Source organism: Turicibacter sp. KK003 (genome assembly GCF_037014675.1).
Classification (GTDB): domain Bacteria; phylum Bacillota_I; class Bacilli_A; order MOL361; family Turicibacteraceae; genus Turicibacter; species Turicibacter faecis.
This window is the reverse complement of record NZ_CP142738.1, coordinates 478,516-494,995: the sequence shown is the minus strand read 5'-3', so window position 1 is coordinate 494,995 and position 16,480 is coordinate 478,516. Positions and strand designations below refer to the sequence as shown.

Below are 16,480 nucleotides of genomic sequence, written 5' to 3'. Positions count from 1 at the left end.
TCCTCTTTTCGTCTCCTGGTATAATGAAAAAGTTAAACTATTCTACATCTACACTCGTTCCCGAGTATTCATCTATGAAATAAAGGGGTCTTGCTTTAGCTTCAATAAAAATTCGCCCAAGGTATTCTCCAATAACCCCTAAGCAAAGAAGCTGAACGCCTCCTAAAAATAATACAACACACATTAAACTCGCATATCCTGGAACATCAATCCCATAGATGACGGTTTTAATAAAGATAAATGTAGCGTAGACCATCGCACATAGGGAAGTGATAATCCCAATATAGGTCGAAATCCTTAATGGGGCCAAAGTAAATGACGTAATTCCTTCAACGGCCAACTCCATTAATTTAAAGTAATTCCACTTAGTGCTTCCGGCTACTCGTGGATCACGATCAAATTCGATGGCAATTTTCTTAAATCCAATTAAACTAAACATTCCCTTTGTATAGCGTTGTTTTTCAGGGAATGATTTTAGCGCCTCGATAGCCCGACGACTCAATAACCTAAAGTCCCCGGTATCTTGTTGAATAGGCACCCTTGAAACAGTATGAAGCACTCGGTAAAAGGTCTTCGAAGTCATCTTTTTCAACCATGTCTCACCTTCACGACTTTTTCTCTTCGCGTAAACGTCATCATACCCTTCTTCATAATATTTAAGCATTTCTAAAATTAACTCTGGTGGATCTTGTAAGTCAGCATCAATAATAACGACGGCATCCCCGTTAACGTAATCAAAGGCAGCTCCCATTGCTACTTCTTTTCCAAAATTTCTTGAAAGTGATAAATAGCAAACACGGGCGTCTATCTCTCTTAACTCTTTAACCATCGTTAAGGAGTTGTCCGAACTGCCATCATTCACAAATAAAAATTCTAATGTATAGTTCTCTATTTTGTCCCCTAACCGAACTAAGCGATCATATAAATAAGGAAGGGACTCTTCCTCGTTATACATTGGTATTATAATCGATAAAACTTCTTTACTCACATCATCATCCTCCCATAACAACTAAACTTAGATTAATAAAATTTTCTAACTTATCAAAAGATTCTCTTAACCCTTATTATCTATCTAAAAAATTATAACCCCTGAACTGACATAAAACAACATTATGATTACATTTATTTAGATTAGGCTGAAATAATTTTTTGTTTTTTGTATGATTATGATTCTTTTTGTAACCCGTTCTTCATAAAATGTAGTACCTGTATGAAGAAGGTGATTTTATGCATGAATATAGGGTATATTTTATTCCAAAAAAAGTTTTTGCTGAAATTAAAAAGGAATTTCAACGAAAGAACCCGTATAGAAAATTACTTGCTATTCCAAAAAATTTATCCAATAGTTCCCCTATCAGAAAGAAAGCACTAAGATTACAAGACACACTTTGGGAGGATGTTCTGGTTAAAACAGCTAATGTATTACAAACGGATCACTATACACATATCGAAGCATCCCATGAAAGCACAGTAAAAAAATATATTCTTAACGTCTATACACCGACTGGAAAATTGCGAGAGGAAATTGTAGAATTAATTATCATCTTATCTCACATACGAATTAAACGTCATATCAGAGGTCTCCAGCAGCCGCTAAGCGTATTTTTGCGAGCTGTTAATTCACAAATTAGTCATTCATCAGAAAGAAAGCAATTAAACAGAACATCAAACGTCTACCTTATTGATGAATTTGGAACTCCCTATACCGATATTAACGGATATATTTACGGAATTCATCCAAACTTCTTCCTTCAACTAAAGCTCGAATTTACTAAAAAGAATTTCTTCAGAAAAAGTATTGCCATTCCCCAAAAACATGCCTTATCTACTGAATTTAAAAATCAACTGCTAGAGTTACAAAATCATTTATGGGAAGACGCAAAACTTCAAGCTTATCATCATTTCAAAATATTGGATAACCATTTTATTGAACAAACTTATACTAAGCAAATAGAGCATTATATTCTAAACCTTTATGTCCCTACCCCTACTCTTTTACGCCAGATAACCTTAGCAATTGAACAGTTAATTCTAAAAAAATTAGAATACTTCGATTGGGTGTGTTCAAAAAATAAAGAGTTAATTATTGGTGACCTTAATAAGAAAATTAAATACTCGCTAGAAAGCCAATATTTAACTAAGAACTGCCCACTTTATCTCACTGACAATGAGGGAAATCTTTACGCCACCATCCACCTTACCCCTTAATTTAAACCTACCGAAATCGGAAGTTATTTAAATTAAATTTCCCTTTCAATACTTTACACATTGAATCTAGCAAATACTTGAAAGACATTCGGGTTAATAGTGAAACTCACTTTCCATACTTTCTAACATTAAATTAAATGGAATTAAATTGATCAGCCCTATTCATTGAAAACAACTCTCCATCACCTGAATCAGCCATCTCCACCGAAACGTATTTCTTACTTTAAAGATGAAAAAAACGCATCAACCACACGGTAACGTGATTGATGCGTTTTTTTTGATTAACGAATTTCTAATTTAACTGGTTTTCCTTTTCCAGCGTTTGAAATAGTGTATGTTTTATTTCCAACTTTATATGTTTTTGAACCTAAGTCAAAGTTACTCATTACTTGACTCGTTTTTGAAATTCCCGAAACATTCACCTCGATATCGAAGGTATACGTTCCAGTTGGTAACGAATAGATATCCACTGTTTGTTCATAACGTGCATAATCGTATGGTTTGTTATACTCTTTCGAGAACCATGGATGATAGTAGTTTGAAAGAACTTGACGCTTCACTTCTGGATGGCTCGCATTCTTAATGATCAATGTTTTCTTGACATCGGCATCATTATTCATGTTTAAGTTTTCAATAAATGACCACCCATATAAATAAAGTCCGTTTTGATTAAAGTCTGCACGATCCACATGGTTTTCATGTTTCCCGGCTTTCACATTTGACACTTCTAATTTTAATGCTGTTCCTTTTCCGCCGTTTGAAATTTTATACAGGCGGTTCCCAGCTTGGTACGTTTGTGAACTTAACGCAAAGTTACTTGTCACCTTTGATGTTTTCGAAATACCTGAAACATTCACGTCAATGTCAAACGTATACGTTCCGACGGGTAACGAATAGACATCAACTGTTTGTTCATAACGCGCGTAATCGTATGGTTTGTTATACTCTTTCGAGAACCATGGATGATAGTAGTTTGAAAGAACTTGACGCTTTACCTCTTGATTACTTGCATTCTTAATAATCAACGTTTTCTTCACATCGCTATCATTATTCATGTCTAAATTTTCAATAAATGACCAACCGTATAAATAAAGTCCGTTTTGATTAAACTCCGCACGATCCACATGGTTTTCATGTTTCCCAGCATTAATCGTTGAAACTTCTAATTTTAACGCCGTTCCTTTTCCACCATTTGAAATTTTATAAATGCGGTTTCCAGCTTGGTACGTTTGTGGACTTAGCGCATAATTACTCTTTAATGCGTTCGTTTTCACCCCACCTGGCACGCTAACTTCAATATCAAAGGTATACGTTCCAGTTGGTAAGTGATAAACATTAACCGTTTGTTCATAACGACCATAATTATAGGATTGTTTGTATCCTTCTGAAAGGTCGGTTGAATAGAAGTTTTTGAGCGATTGACGTTCAACTACATTATTTTTTGAATCTTTAATGATCAATGTCTTTTTGACCTGGGCGTCTTGGTTCATATCGGCATTTTCAATAAATGACCACCCATATAAGTAGAGCCCATTTTGATTAAGCGCCACACGATCGACGTGGTTTTGTTGATTTCCAAGTGGAGCATTTGTCACCTCTAGTTTAAGAGCTGTTCCTTTCCCAGAATTAAACACACGGTAACGTTTCGAACCAACTTCGATGTATCCTGTATCAATAGCATCGTTGCTTTTCATCTCGCTCATTTTTTGATAATCGTTCGCTTTAAAATCTATTTTTAATGAATAGGTTCCATTTGTTAACGAATTGATGTTTAAAGTTTGCTTATATCGGGCATACTGATAAGGACCTTTATATGCTGCTGCGAAGTCAGCATTATAAATATTTTGAGCCGTTTGACGAACGACTTCCAATCCACGTTCATCCACTAATAGAAGCTCTTTTTTCACGTAGCTATCTTGGCTAATATCTACGCCTTCAGTAAAGGCCCAACCGTATAAGTAAAGTCCTGAATTCCCGATAGAGACTTGATCAATATGATTCAAGAAGTTCCCATAAGTGACTGTCGTTGATCCATCCGGACTCTTATAGTTCGTATGATTCACCGAATTAATTTCATTTTTTGAAATATACCCTGTCGATGTTTTAAAATCGTACGTTCCACTATAAACAGGACTTCCATTAACAATCGGAGTATCAGTTTGAATATGATAGTATCCATTCTTTTCTCCTGTAATCAAAACGGGATAGTTTCCAAAGCTTAAATTATTTTTACTGTTTTTTGTCTTATAGTACGTCTTCGCACTTGAAGTAGCATCACTTTTTACATCGACGACTTTATTTGATGATTTAACGCCAAGTGAATAATAGTTGTAGTCTTTTGACCCATTCGCTTGATCGAAACGGTAATACCATCCAGCAATTTTTTCACCCCAGAATGGATCAGAGGCATACCGCACGTTCATTCCGCTTCCTTTGTTTCCAACATGGGATCCAGCGTAACGCCAATCAGAAAGAGGATCGGTATATCCCCAAGAAAGGTAGCGATCGGCATGATAATTAATTCCCGCTTCAACGCTTGGGAAACTCGTTCCATTTCCATAAGGGTTATTATCCGTCGCATTCATTCCAAATAGGTTGTTTTTATTCATACTAAGGCTACTTTTACCCCAACCACTTTCATGAATTCCCATCGCGTATTGAAGGGCGCCATTAATTCCGAAACGATCGCCGACGGCATTAAAGTATTTTCCGGTTCCAATTAATTTTCCACCTGAACCCCCATTGTTTGAGGTATACGTATCAAATGCATTCGTTTGGTGGTTTGTTTTCGAACGGACCGGTAAGTATTGATAATAGTTATAGAATGGATTGCCTTGATTAACCGCACCTGTTCCATTCACCTTAATTTGACGCCAATCTTTATAGAAATATACCCCATCATAACTATAATACTTCACATTGGCGGACATAAAGCTTGGTGCTTTCCCTACCGTCACCTTTGAATAGCTTCCCGTCTTCGTCACATCATTCGTTAAGTAATGATAAAGCGTTCCGTTTTCATTTGCATAATAAGAGGGCGATTGAACAGAATCTGACGCGTAAGGCTCAATTCCTGATTCGTTCAACTCATCCGCTTTATTTAAATAATCCGTATGATAGTTTAATTCTGGAGCTTCTTGGTATGCTCCTTCATCGGCTAAAGTTCTAGCCCCTGAATCAGGAACATAGTAAGCGACTGTCTGAATTTCATACTTCACTTTTGTCCCATCATTATTTAAATCCAACTCAAAATAATGGGATTGTGATTTACGCACTTTTCCTTCATAGCCTGATAAATAAACATAATAATAATTAGCGTCTTCTCCTAAATAAAGGGCATCGTCGACATAACATGAGTTGACATACGTCTCATGTTGAGAAGTTCCGTTTAAAGGATATAAATTGTGGTTTGGGCGACATTGAAGATTTTTCATAATTTCCGCTGTCGATTTTCCCTCTTGGTCTTGTCCCGAAGGAACGACCTGCCATAGTTGGACAAGCCCTGAGCCTGACGCCCTTGGTAACAGTTCTTCATTTTGTAACTCTAACTCATCAGTTACTCCTTTATCCGAACTTGCTAAATCATTTGTTTGCTCCCCTTGTATACTATCTTCAACCGTTTCTAAATCCATTTCCCCTTGATTGATTGAAGGTGTCTCACTCTCTTCATTCCCCACTGTCTCACCTTCGGCTGAAGGTGTTTGAACCTCGTCAGTGCTCTCTGACTCTTGTCCTGTTCCTGCTGTCCCCATCTCAGGAACACTTGGGACACTCGGCGTATCTGTTTCTGATTCCAACGTTTCATTTGCTACATGAGCAAGGACCGCCACATCTGCCACATTGTTTAAAACTAGTGATAAAGCAACTGAGGTTTGAATGATTTTAATTTTTCCCATTCGTATCTCCGCCTCTCGTCTCTCATTTTTCTTCTTTTTAATTATAAAAAAAATATTCGTATTTGTCACGAAAAGCAAAAAAATAGTGTAAATTCGTCAGTATTTTTATATTATATTTGGGACAAATTGGATGAGTTGTAAAAAAAAGAAGTTAGTCGGCTAGACTAACTTCTTTTTCGTATTGTGCCCCTTGACCAATCGCTTGATCCAGTCCACTATGTTGCTTAATTTCGATTAATTGATAATCCACGTGAGCCCCCACGACTTGCAATTCCTGTGGAGAAACATACGTCGTACTATACGGTTCCCCGTCCAAGTAGACCCGACTTTCAGAAGAAAAACCATCCCCACGAATAATCAGGAGTTCATCTTCTATTTCAACTGAATCAATTTTCAATTCATCCAATCCAAAGAAGAGATACGACGTATACGGCAAGATTTTATTTTGATAAAATTGGCCATCGCCTTTTAATAAATCAAACTGAACCAAGTCTAAAATCTGTTGATACTCCTCCGTCGTTGCATAAGTTTTATGAATACTATTCATTGCTCCATCCGGCATTCCAAGTAATTGCAACAAATAAGAACCTAATTGGTACGCCGTCATCTCATGAAAGGGCGCTACCGGTTGAAGCTCTGTATTACTATAAATTAAATAAGGCGTTTCATATAAATCATGCGCATACGTTTTTTCATTGGTTACGAGTGATAAATTAGGTAAATGATCCCCGAACATCACAACAACCGTTGGTTCTGATAACGTATCGATATATTCAACTAACCGCTTGATCTGCACATCTAAGCTGTGCATCCGATTCACATAATCTTGAAGTGGTAAAAGCTCCTCTTTATCTTTCTTCCCCTTAACCGTAATTTCTGATGTTTCACCATCGGTTAGACTATATGGTTGATGCGTTCCTGCCGTCACGGCATAGATAAAGTTCGGTGCCTCATCTTTTTCCATTGTTTTAATGATATAATCCACTAACAGTGCATCATCGGTTTCATCAATCACGTGTGGTCCATGATCACCCGCCATATATTCTAACGGAACATACGTTTTAAACCCTAGCTGACTCACGACGAAATGACGATTATAAAAATTACCTTCATAGTTATGCAAAAACGTCGTTCGATGCCCCTTTTCATTAAAGATTGTTGCCAACGATTGAACCGGATTTCCTCCTAAAATTTCATCATAAGGATTGGCCCCAGGTTTAAACGCCGACATTGAAATCGATGTTAATGCCTCAAACTCCGTGCGAACCGTTCCCGCTCCAAAGGTTGGAACAACCATCGTTCCACTCGGATAACTTTCTGTAAGAGATCGAAACGTTGCGATTGGATCTTCACTGTACGTGACCCCTTCAATTTCTAAAGGATCCATAAACGATTCCAACTGAATCATCACCACATTCGGCAGATTCTCTGCCTGAACCTCTTCAAACGGATAAGACTGTAGGTCGTTCGCTAACGCCTCCAGATGCTTTTTATTTTGGGTCTGCTCCCCCTGCAAATAAGGGTAAATCGAATTCACAACCGAATACGCAAATCCATATTGGTCATAACTTTTCACATAATTCACTTTATCCGGTGGCATGATGCCTTGCTTCTCAATTCCATATAACCCATAAATAATCGGAATCACCATTGTGGTAAATAAGAGATAGTCTCTTTTTTTCACCGACGCCTTTACTTTAAATAAAAAAGCCATTCCGACGAATAAGAGCACGATAACTGCTATAAAGAGACCCATCGTCATCGGTGTAAAATAAAGGTCAATAAGCTTTGCTGCTTCGCCGATTAAAAAAAGATCCGCAAACATCAACGGCATCCCTCTAAAATGAAGGACGACGGCATTGGCAACCGCTAAAAATCCCCAAATAAACGTCCAAAGAGCAAAACAAAACCATTTGCGCTTCACCAGTAGCGCTAAACTATAAGTCATCATGATAATTAACACATTGACTAAAAAATAAAACGGGTATTCGCCTATAAAATGAACTGCTTTCGCTAACGAACCTAACTGTAACCATTGAATGATGAGACTTAATCCTAGCGATCCAATCACCATCACCCCATCATACCAGTGGTTGCGTCCATATTCCTTAAGTTGTGCCCACCTTTTCATGAAGCAACCTCCCTCCACTCACTTAATGGCAACGCTTTCTTCATCTAAAAAGAAACACTTTTATTGCAGCAATCTAGATTTAAGATCCTTCTTTCTTAACAAACACCTTAAACTTCTGTCAAACCCAATCCTTTCGTTTAACGATTTGAAAACCTTATCTCTTTGATGCCACCTTATTATAATAAAAAATGGTCGTCGCTTCAATGGATATCTATGGAATCTATCTCATCACTCTATGATCGCATGCCACCCTATGCACCAAATACCATCCTTATAACCTAAACTCTATCCAACCACCCTATCGTTCATCACATGCCCGTCTTTTCATTTTATGCAATAGCACGTCATTTATGAAAAAACAAACATACCGATAAAAATCAGTATGTTTGTTTAAAAAGTAGGTTTCATCCTTTACTTTAAAGTCGATACGTTGAAGCAATTTTATCAAGATCGAAACGTTTAACCATTTGAGGGTCAAGCGTAATCCAACCGATTCCATTGACAAGCGCTAAACCGTTTCTTTCTTCTGTAAATTCAAAAACCTCATATTGTTTTACATGGTCACTTACTTCTGATTCATAAGATGGACCACTCCAAGCATTAAGCTGAGGAACCATTATTTCGAGTTTCGCAATCGGTGCTGCCCATAAATCCCACATCAAAAATAAATGATAATCCAGTGAGATGTATTGGTTGTCGCCGAGTTTACCAAATAGCTCATCTTCGGTTATTTGATTGAAATAAATAACCTCACCTTTTTTAATATGGCCTACTACCGTTTGATAGTCCGTACCGTCCCAAATGTTAACATCGCATAGGGCTCTGACTTTTCGTTCGCATGCTTTTGTTTTAACATTGTCTTTTTTAGGTTTTCGATGAGGCGCTTTATTCGCACCTTTATTGCCAGCATGACCAGCGTTAGTGGTTGCTTTTAATGCTGTCGTCCCACTTGATAAGCTGGCCTCAATATTTCCTTTTTTAATTTCCTCAAGTACCCATTCGACTCGACCACGAACGCTTTCCCATCGTCCCTCGTCACGAATACGGTGCGGACAATTTTTATTAGCAAAGTTCGCATGTTGTTTTAAAGCACTGATCGGTAAGTTATATTGATAAAGAAGACGCGCCATCACATAAACCGCATTTTCTTCGGCTTGGGTATATCTGGGTCCTCCTGATAAAGAGTAACAAATTTCAACCCCGATTCCGTGACGGTTCCCTGGACCATTTGCTCCGTCCCCTGTATGCCAGGCATTACGATCAAATGGAAGGGCTTGAATGGCCTCTTTATCATCAACAGCTATATGATAGGAAACTTGATGATTATTTCTAATCATATAGCTCACCTCATTAGCCGCTGAAGCGTCATTTGAAGTATTATGACAAACAATATATTTAGGGGTCATTGGATACGGACATTTAATCGAATATTTACTACTTGAAACCATGTTTTGTTTGAATGTATAACTCATAAATTAAATCCCCTTTAAACATAAAGTGAGCGTACTTCCTCTAAGAAGAAAGTACCTAACCTACTATATGCGAAACATCCCGCTTTCGTCTCTCACACTTTCATTAAGTTTATTCCTGGTTCAAAATCAGCTGCACGACCATTCCAATGAGTAAGAGACTCGTCGTTGTAATCCCCGTTAATAAATATTTTTGTTCACGCGGTAAAATACGTTTCGGCTTTTTCGGTTTTCGTTTTTTCTTCTCTTTTAACTCCACTTCTAATTCTTCTTGTCCCTCCACCTCCGCCTGCTGTTGTTTAACTTCCTCAAAATAGCACGCCACATTCATCGCTAAATGATATCTTTTTCTCGAAAAATTCTTTTTAAGGTCCGCCAACAACGCTGGGTACTTTTCCTCCTCCCAATGCGTTACGGTATAGTCGAGCATTTCTCCGTTATGTTTTTGAAAGATTAATGGGTCTCCTAGAACGAGGTGATAGCAATCCGTTAAAAATTCTTTATCCTCTGAATAGGTCGTCAAGTTTTGAAGTAACATTTCGCGGACTTTCAGTAAGTTTCGGCGTTGTAAAAACACCGTCATTTCTTCCAAGCGCGCTTCTTTTTCTTCCTCTAACATGTAAACTCCCCCTTTCATCCATCACGCCTTATTACATTATATTCATTAAAAGTTCGACAATATAACTCACTGTTACTTTTTTTCACAGACATAAAAAGAGGCCCCATGAGGGAGCCTCTTTTTAGTAATCATTAGGTGTCACGATTTTAACCTACATACCTTCCACGCCACTATCATTATATGCTAGATTTAACCAAATCATACATCATTTATAGGGGATATTTCATCTTCTTTCGCTCGTGCACTTTTTTTAGGGCGATGCCCCCGATGATCAAGCCAAATCCGAGTAAAATAAACCATTTCCCTTTGTCATAGTAACCCATGACCTCGCGCCAACGATCCGCTAAAACATACCCAAGTGTAATGAGGAGGCTATTCCAAGCAAAAATCCCGATGGATGAGGCGAGGATGAAGGTCGTGACGCTTTGTTTTGTAATTCCTGCCATAAAGGAAATGTATGTTCGAAAGAGTGGAATCACGCGTCCGATTGCCACAGAGAAGGTCGCGTATCTTTTGTAAAAGTGCTGCGTCGATTCAATTCCTCTCTTTGTACTTGGATATCGGTGTTTCATGAATTCTAGAACACGACTTCCGCCGCTATACCCGATACTGTAACAAATCATTGAACCGAGTAATCCTGCAACGACGCTGATGAAAATCACTAGAAGCAGTGGCCGCCCACTCGATACGGCCATGGCACCTGATAGTGGCAACACCACCTCACTTGGAAGAGGAAGGCACGCATATTCACAGGCAATAAAGAGAAACATCGCAATCATTCCGTATTGTGCAATAAAATCAATGATCCATTCCATTCTATCATCCCCCTCTATTCACTACTAACGGTTCGTACGAACCCTAAACATCTCTCTTACTTTTTCTATCCTATGTCCCGCTATCTTCTCCTAGTACCCCACTTTTTATGAATCCTGTAATATTTCACTCAAAACCCTCTTTTTCAAATGCCTATCCATTTCAGTTTTAGAGGCCAAATGAAAATAAAAGGCCGTCATCTTTCATGAATTTTAAAAAGGAAATCGCTCCATTGAGGCGTATTTTAAAGTAGGAAGATGATTCGATACTTTAAAAATGATATAATGGGTCCCCTGCGCCAAGTAGCGAAAGCTCTTGGCTATCCTCCGCTAGTAGGGCTTTGGCCCGCTATTAGTTTCAAAATATTTAAATTTAAAAAAGGAAAATCCTCTATTCACGCGTATTGTAAGATAGAAAGATGTTTTGACATCGTTAGTATGCTATAATAAACGGAGGAAAAATAAGATGATAAATTTAGAGGATTTAATGAAACAAGTGAAAGGGGGTTGGAGAAGACGTGGGACCGGTACTATTACCCCCAACAATGGATTTTGTTTTCAAAGGGCTGTTTGGAAACGAGAAGAGACCAGAACTGTTAATTTCATTTTTAAATGCGGTATTAACACCCGATGAACCGATTACTTCGATTACCTTTAAGGATCGAGTACTCGATAAACAATATAAAAATGATAAACTCGGATCGTTAGATATTTTAGCTACAACAAACAAAGGGGAGTTAATCAATGTTGAGGTTCAGGTGGCGGATGAAAGGAACATGATTGAGCGGAGTTTGTTTTATTGGAGTCGGTTATTTTCGGGACAACTTCAAAGCGGGAACCCTTATCAAAAACTTGAGCGAACGATTTGTATTAACCTTCTCGATTTTAATTTACTGGATACGCACGAGTATCATAGTTGTTATGTCCTAAAAGAAAAGGAACGTAATGAAGTACTCAGTGACTTATTAGAACTACACTTTATTGAACTTGATAAAATAAAAGATATAAAGCAGGCAAGCGACATTAAAACACACTTAGAAGCATGGCTTGAATTTATTAAGCATCCAGAAAGCCAAGTGAGCTACGAGTTAGCTCGCCAAGATGAAGCCATTCGTGAAGCCAAAGATGACCTCCTGATTTTAAGTTGTAATGAGCAGTTCCGTTTATATTATGAGGCACGTTTAAAAGCGTTGCTCGATGAAACGAGCCGCCTACAAACGGCGAGAGAGGAAGGCCTCGCACAAGGAATTGAGCAAGAAAAGTTAAAACATCTTAAAAATTGTTTTTCTCTTGAATTGAGCGAGGAGCAAATTGCACGAATTACTGAACTGTCAATTGATGAAGTGCGGCGATTAAGACAGGAATTAACGTTTTAAATAACTCCGAGAATGGATGACTTCCATGAAAAAAGACCTCTTACCAAAATTGTAAGAGGTCTTTTTTTACTTCTCAATATAACCAAATTTTTCGTAAATCGTTGCTTCCATTTCTTTGACGCGTTTTGAAGGCTCATAGTTTGAATCTCCATAAATATCTTCATGGACGTCCTTCACTAATTGTTGGTAACTATCGACAATATAAAGTGGACTATAGCCGTTATATGTCACGCTCTGATTCACTGTTTCACCACTTCCACGTGGAATTTGATACGATTGAATATTTCCTAAATCAACTTTTAAAGCTTTCATTCCCAGCGATAAAATTTCATTTGTTGAAATATTCGTTTCAATATATGGCAAACATTCATTGACTAAGTCTAATAATTGTGAGTAATCAAGTGTTGATAACTTTGAAAACATTGCCTTCATAACAGCAGTCTGGCGATCCATTCGGACATAATCATTGTCTGAATAACGCAAACGCATATATCCTAATGCTTGCTTACCATCTAAATGTTGATAACCACTATGCGATACTTCTGCAATAAACGGAACTTCATTTTCATAAATCTCCAATTCAATTCCACCCATCGCATCAATAACATGCTCTACAGCTTCAAAATTGAAGGCCACATAACGTGTAAGGTCTAAATCAAAATTGTAGTTAATCGTCTGTAACGCGAGTTTAGCCCCTCCGTAAGCATAGGCATGATTTAACTTTTCAAAATCCTGTTTAACTCCAGGAATATAAATGAGTGTGTCGCGCTGTAACGATGTAATTTTAGCCTCATTATTCTTCGTATCTAGCGATAAAATTTTCATCGCATCACTGCGTCCATCGGTTTCATCCCCATTTTTATCAATCCCAAAGACGGCGATATTAATGACCTGAGATCGTTTCTCTTGCTCCAACAGATCTTTTTCAATTCCCGCCTCCGTTTTATCAATCTTCTCAGTCATGTCCATTTTTGAAAGCGTTGAATTTACAACATAATAAGCGGCCCCAACTCCACCTCCGACAAGTAAAACAACCACTCCGAGTATGATCCATAACACTTTAAATCGCTTCATGCTTTCCCCTCCAGATCTCTACATAAACTCTTTTTTAAAATTATACCATATCCCGACAAATCATAGCTATTTTTTATTATCGTTTGAAAATCTTTTCAAAAATATTTTGGAGTGATTCAATCCCTGATTGAATAGATTCCGTCAATATCTCTTTAACTTCACTCCACTTGCTTTCTAGTGTTCCTTTTTCCATCGCTAGATGCACATCTTCTTTCAACTGAAGAAATTGTTCATCTCCTTCCGATAAAGATAACGCCTGCTCAATCACCGTTAACGATTTCTCATACTGACGTTTCTCATAGTACGTCACGGCTTCTACTAATAAATCTTGAAGCCACCAACGTTTAGCGGTGTCCGCTAATTGCCTCGATTTTTCATAATTTGGATCCTCCTCAATCACCTGTAAATACAGGTGATAGGCTTCCTCCCACTTTTTTTGAATGGCTAGCTTTTCAGCCTCTTTAAACTGTTGGCGTGATTGCTTCAATTCATCAACCTTTGTTTGAACATCTTGAATCAAGGAAGGACGATTAGCAAATGCTTCGATTCGTTCCACGCCCCCTATCGCTTCATGATAAGTGACTTGTTCTTGTCGGTACTCCTCAAATAATTGATTCGCTTCTTCTAATAAAAAGTGATCAAAGTCCTCGCCATATTTAGTTGATAACCGATAGCGAATCGATTCAAAAGCAATCAAATCATTTTCTTCGTAATAGCTAATCGCTTGATTGTAAACTCTTTTTAATTGATACTCCCTAATGACTAGGCACCCCACGCAAAGAATGATAAAGGCGGTAACCCCCATCACTATCATCCTTTGATGTTCGCTAATCCAAACTTTTAAACGATTCATCCAAAAGACCTCCTTTTTTAAAAAAGGACCCATCATTTGATGGGTCAATGACTATAAGGTATAAATTCCTTTACCTCTTTGCTTAGAAATGTTTAATTTAATCGTCGCAAGATTAATGTATTCATCAATATCGATTGTATTTTTTATATGACCTTTACTAATCCCCACACAGCACGTGATTTCGCGTTTGGCTGAGATTGTTTGACTCTGCTTAATGGCCTCTAAAATAAAGGTAACTTTCTCAATCACAGCATGCTCTTCAACGTCTTTCAAAACAATAATAAAGTGGTGTCCAGAATGGCGCGAAATAGCGGCATCTGGAAACACTTCTTTTAGTAAGTGAGATATTTCTACAAGTACGCGATCTCCCGCTAAATACCCAAAGTCTTGGTTATACAATTTAAAATCATTGATGTCCATTAATAAGAAATAATAGTTTTTATCCGGGTCCATTTCGGACTCTAGCTGTTCATATAATGCTTTTTTCGTGAGCGTTCGAGTTAAAGTATCGGTTTTTCCACTGTCCTTTACTCGTTTTTTCAAGGTTGCAAAATAAACATTATAACGATAAGCCCCGTATGCCAAGCCAATCCCAAATAAGGTCGCCACCACGTATCCTCCATATTTTAATACGACTCGTGAGAATGAGGTGTTAAACTGCATCTCGCGTTGGGCACTTTTTTGAATCATGTTGCGTAAAGCATTAATCGCATCGAGTTCCTGATCGAGTGGATCTCTTAAACGAGAAGTATATTGATAGACGGTTTCATAGTCACCTAACTCCAGTAATCGTCCTAAAATTTGCGGCATCACGTGATACATAATCCCTAAAGTATCGGGAGTAAGATACATCTTTGCTAGCAATTGTTGATAACGCTCGGTAAAGTTAATGTCACTCGCTTTTGTCCGATAACTTAAATCTAAACGAACCATATCGATTAATTCACACACCGTTGGAGAAACATCCTCCCTATTTTTTATCAATTCAACCTCCTTTAAGTACGCTTCACTTTCCTCGTATTTTCCTTCTAACATGAGAAAATATGCTCGATTAAATGCGATAAACCATTCAATATATTCTTTTTCTTCTTCGACAACTTCAGGGTATTTTTTTGCTAGTTTAGCTAAGCCGTTTTCAAATCCTTCATAGCCGTACAAGTAATATTGAACTTGCAGCCAATGCCATAACATATCATAGTTTTCCTTAGGATCATCAGAAGCAATGGAAAAATAATTTTTTAACATCTCCTCTGTTTCCTCATATTGATGGGCCCCGAAATAAAAACGGATGAGATGATTCATCAATTGAAGCTGGAGTTCCTTATTGTGTAAACTCACACTCATATTGAGGGCACGCGTTAACTCGCTGACCGCTAAATCTTTTAAACCATTTATATCATAAACTTCGGCCAGTTGTTTCATTAAGATGACCTTTTGTTCCTCATCCCGGCATAACTGGATCGCCTCACTCAATAAATAAATCGGGAATGTCGTATGATTCGTATTCTCCGTCAATCCTTTAGCAAACTGCTGATAAAAAGAAATCGCCAGTGGTGAATTTTTCAGTTGGTAAATAACATTATTCGCCTCTTCAAAATAAAAATATCCATTCTCGACATCATTGAGCACTAAGTAATTTGTCGCAAGTGTTTCATAGATCAACGCGTCAATCTGTTTATGTCGGTCCGTAATAAAACTTGCAGCATTTAATAAATAATTATTTGATGACGCGTAGTCGCCTTGAAGAGCTTCAATTTTTCCTAATGCAAAATAGATTTTTTCTAACTCGTTGCGGCTTTTTAAGTGTGTGAGCTCTTTATTAATATCCGTTTCATAGCTTGCTAATTGTTCCTCACTTAAATTTTGGCTCTCTCCACTGAGGGCCTTTTCAATAAACCGATCACTTGCTGAAAAAAATACCTTCCCTTTCAGGACGGAGGCCACTAAAATAGCCAATATCACTAGAACACTCAAAATCTTTAGCCAACGGGACTTGCCCCTCATTTTCTTTTCCTCCTACTACCTTCTTCATGACTTAAAAG

General features: G+C 37.8%; 11 protein-coding genes. 2 read left to right on the top strand and 9 right to left on the bottom strand.

Translation table 11 applies throughout. The annotated features are described in order from the left end of the window. Window positions 1-37: 37 nt before the first annotated feature. Complete coding sequence (locus VXM77_RS02380) at window positions 38-988, bottom strand: glycosyltransferase family 2 protein (RefSeq protein WP_161831078.1); 951 nt, start codon at window positions 986-988, stop codon at window positions 38-40. 239 nt (window positions 989-1,227) lie between these two features. On the opposite strand from VXM77_RS02380, the gene VXM77_RS02375 reads away from it, so the two are divergent. After that, window positions 1,228-2,208: a hypothetical protein gene (locus VXM77_RS02375; protein WP_161831077.1), complete on the top strand. Its 981-nt coding sequence runs from the start codon at window positions 1,228-1,230 to the stop codon at window positions 2,206-2,208. A 281-nt stretch (window positions 2,209-2,489) separates the two neighbouring features. On the opposite strand, the gene VXM77_RS02370 is transcribed toward VXM77_RS02375, so the two are convergent. From VXM77_RS02370 to VXM77_RS02350, 5 genes are all read right to left on the bottom strand, one after another. Continuing rightward, a complete protein-coding gene (locus VXM77_RS02370) occupies window positions 2,490-6,104 on the bottom strand; it encodes a glucosaminidase domain-containing protein (protein ID WP_338506859.1) in 3,615 nt (1,204 codons plus the stop codon). Window positions 6,105-6,255: 151 nt separating this feature from the next. After that, entirely contained in the window at window positions 6,256-8,235 is a 1,980-nt protein-coding gene (locus VXM77_RS02365) for an LTA synthase family protein (RefSeq protein WP_338506857.1), read from the bottom strand. Between the two features lie 416 nt (window positions 8,236-8,651). Continuing rightward, on the bottom strand, window positions 8,652-9,707 hold the full coding sequence (locus VXM77_RS02360; protein ID WP_338506855.1) for an N-acetylmuramoyl-L-alanine amidase: 1,056 nt from the start codon (window positions 9,705-9,707) through the stop codon (window positions 8,652-8,654). A gap of 109 nt (window positions 9,708-9,816) precedes the next feature. Then, the gene (locus tag VXM77_RS02355) at window positions 9,817-10,323 is read right to left on the bottom strand and encodes a hypothetical protein (protein WP_338506853.1); all 507 of its coding nucleotides are present in this window, start codon (window positions 10,321-10,323) and stop codon (window positions 9,817-9,819) included. A 209-nt stretch (window positions 10,324-10,532) separates the two neighbouring features. Beyond that, a complete protein-coding gene (locus VXM77_RS02350) occupies window positions 10,533-11,138 on the bottom strand; it encodes a DedA family protein (protein ID WP_338506851.1) in 606 nt (201 codons plus the stop codon). 515 nt (window positions 11,139-11,653) lie between these two features. Here VXM77_RS02350 and VXM77_RS02345 point away from each other — a divergent pair. Further along, window positions 11,654-12,511, top strand: a complete 858-nt coding sequence (locus tag VXM77_RS02345) for an Rpn family recombination-promoting nuclease/putative transposase (RefSeq protein WP_338506849.1) — start codon at window positions 11,654-11,656, stop codon at window positions 12,509-12,511. Window positions 12,512-12,577: 66 nt separating this feature from the next. Here the strand turns inward: VXM77_RS02345 and VXM77_RS02340 are convergent, their stop codons facing one another. The 3 genes from VXM77_RS02340 to VXM77_RS02330 all read right to left on the bottom strand — a co-directional run bounded on the left by VXM77_RS02340 (window position 12,578) and on the right by VXM77_RS02330 (window position 16,442). Then, entirely contained in the window at window positions 12,578-13,585 is a 1,008-nt protein-coding gene (locus VXM77_RS02340) for an LCP family protein (RefSeq protein ID WP_338506847.1), read from the bottom strand. Window positions 13,586-13,661: 76 nt separating this feature from the next. Then, entirely contained in the window at window positions 13,662-14,438 is a 777-nt protein-coding gene (locus VXM77_RS02335; protein WP_338506845.1) for a hypothetical protein, read from the bottom strand. A 51-nt stretch (window positions 14,439-14,489) separates the two neighbouring features. Beyond that, window positions 14,490-16,442, bottom strand: a complete 1,953-nt coding sequence (locus VXM77_RS02330; protein WP_338506843.1) for a GGDEF domain-containing protein — start codon at window positions 16,440-16,442, stop codon at window positions 14,490-14,492. Window positions 16,443-16,480: the final 38 nt, after the last annotated feature.

What these genes read in the sequence shown, in the direction of transcription:
- VXM77_RS02340 (WP_338506847.1), bottom strand. Translation starts at nt 13,585, where the DNA reads ATGAAGCGATTTAAAGTGTTATGGATCATACTCGGAGTGGTTGTTTTA.
- VXM77_RS02360 (WP_338506855.1), bottom strand. Translation starts at nt 9,707, where the DNA reads ATGAGTTATACATTCAAACAAAACATGGTTTCAAGTAGTAAATATTCG.
- VXM77_RS02350 (WP_338506851.1), bottom strand. Translation starts at nt 11,138, where the DNA reads ATGGAATGGATCATTGATTTTATTGCACAATACGGAATGATTGCGATG.
- VXM77_RS02330 (WP_338506843.1), bottom strand. Translation starts at nt 16,442, where the DNA reads ATGAGGGGCAAGTCCCGTTGGCTAAAGATTTTGAGTGTTCTAGTGATA.
- VXM77_RS02355 (WP_338506853.1), bottom strand. Translation starts at nt 10,323, where the DNA reads ATGTTAGAGGAAGAAAAAGAAGCGCGCTTGGAAGAAATGACGGTGTTT.
- VXM77_RS02365 (WP_338506857.1), bottom strand. Translation starts at nt 8,235, where the DNA reads ATGAAAAGGTGGGCACAACTTAAGGAATATGGACGCAACCACTGGTAT.
- VXM77_RS02335 (WP_338506845.1), bottom strand. Translation starts at nt 14,438, where the DNA reads ATGAATCGTTTAAAAGTTTGGATTAGCGAACATCAAAGGATGATAGTG.
- VXM77_RS02370 (WP_338506859.1), bottom strand. Translation starts at nt 6,104, where the DNA reads ATGGGAAAAATTAAAATCATTCAAACCTCAGTTGCTTTATCACTAGTT.
- VXM77_RS02375 (WP_161831077.1), top strand. Translation starts at nt 1,228, where the DNA reads ATGCATGAATATAGGGTATATTTTATTCCAAAAAAAGTTTTTGCTGAA.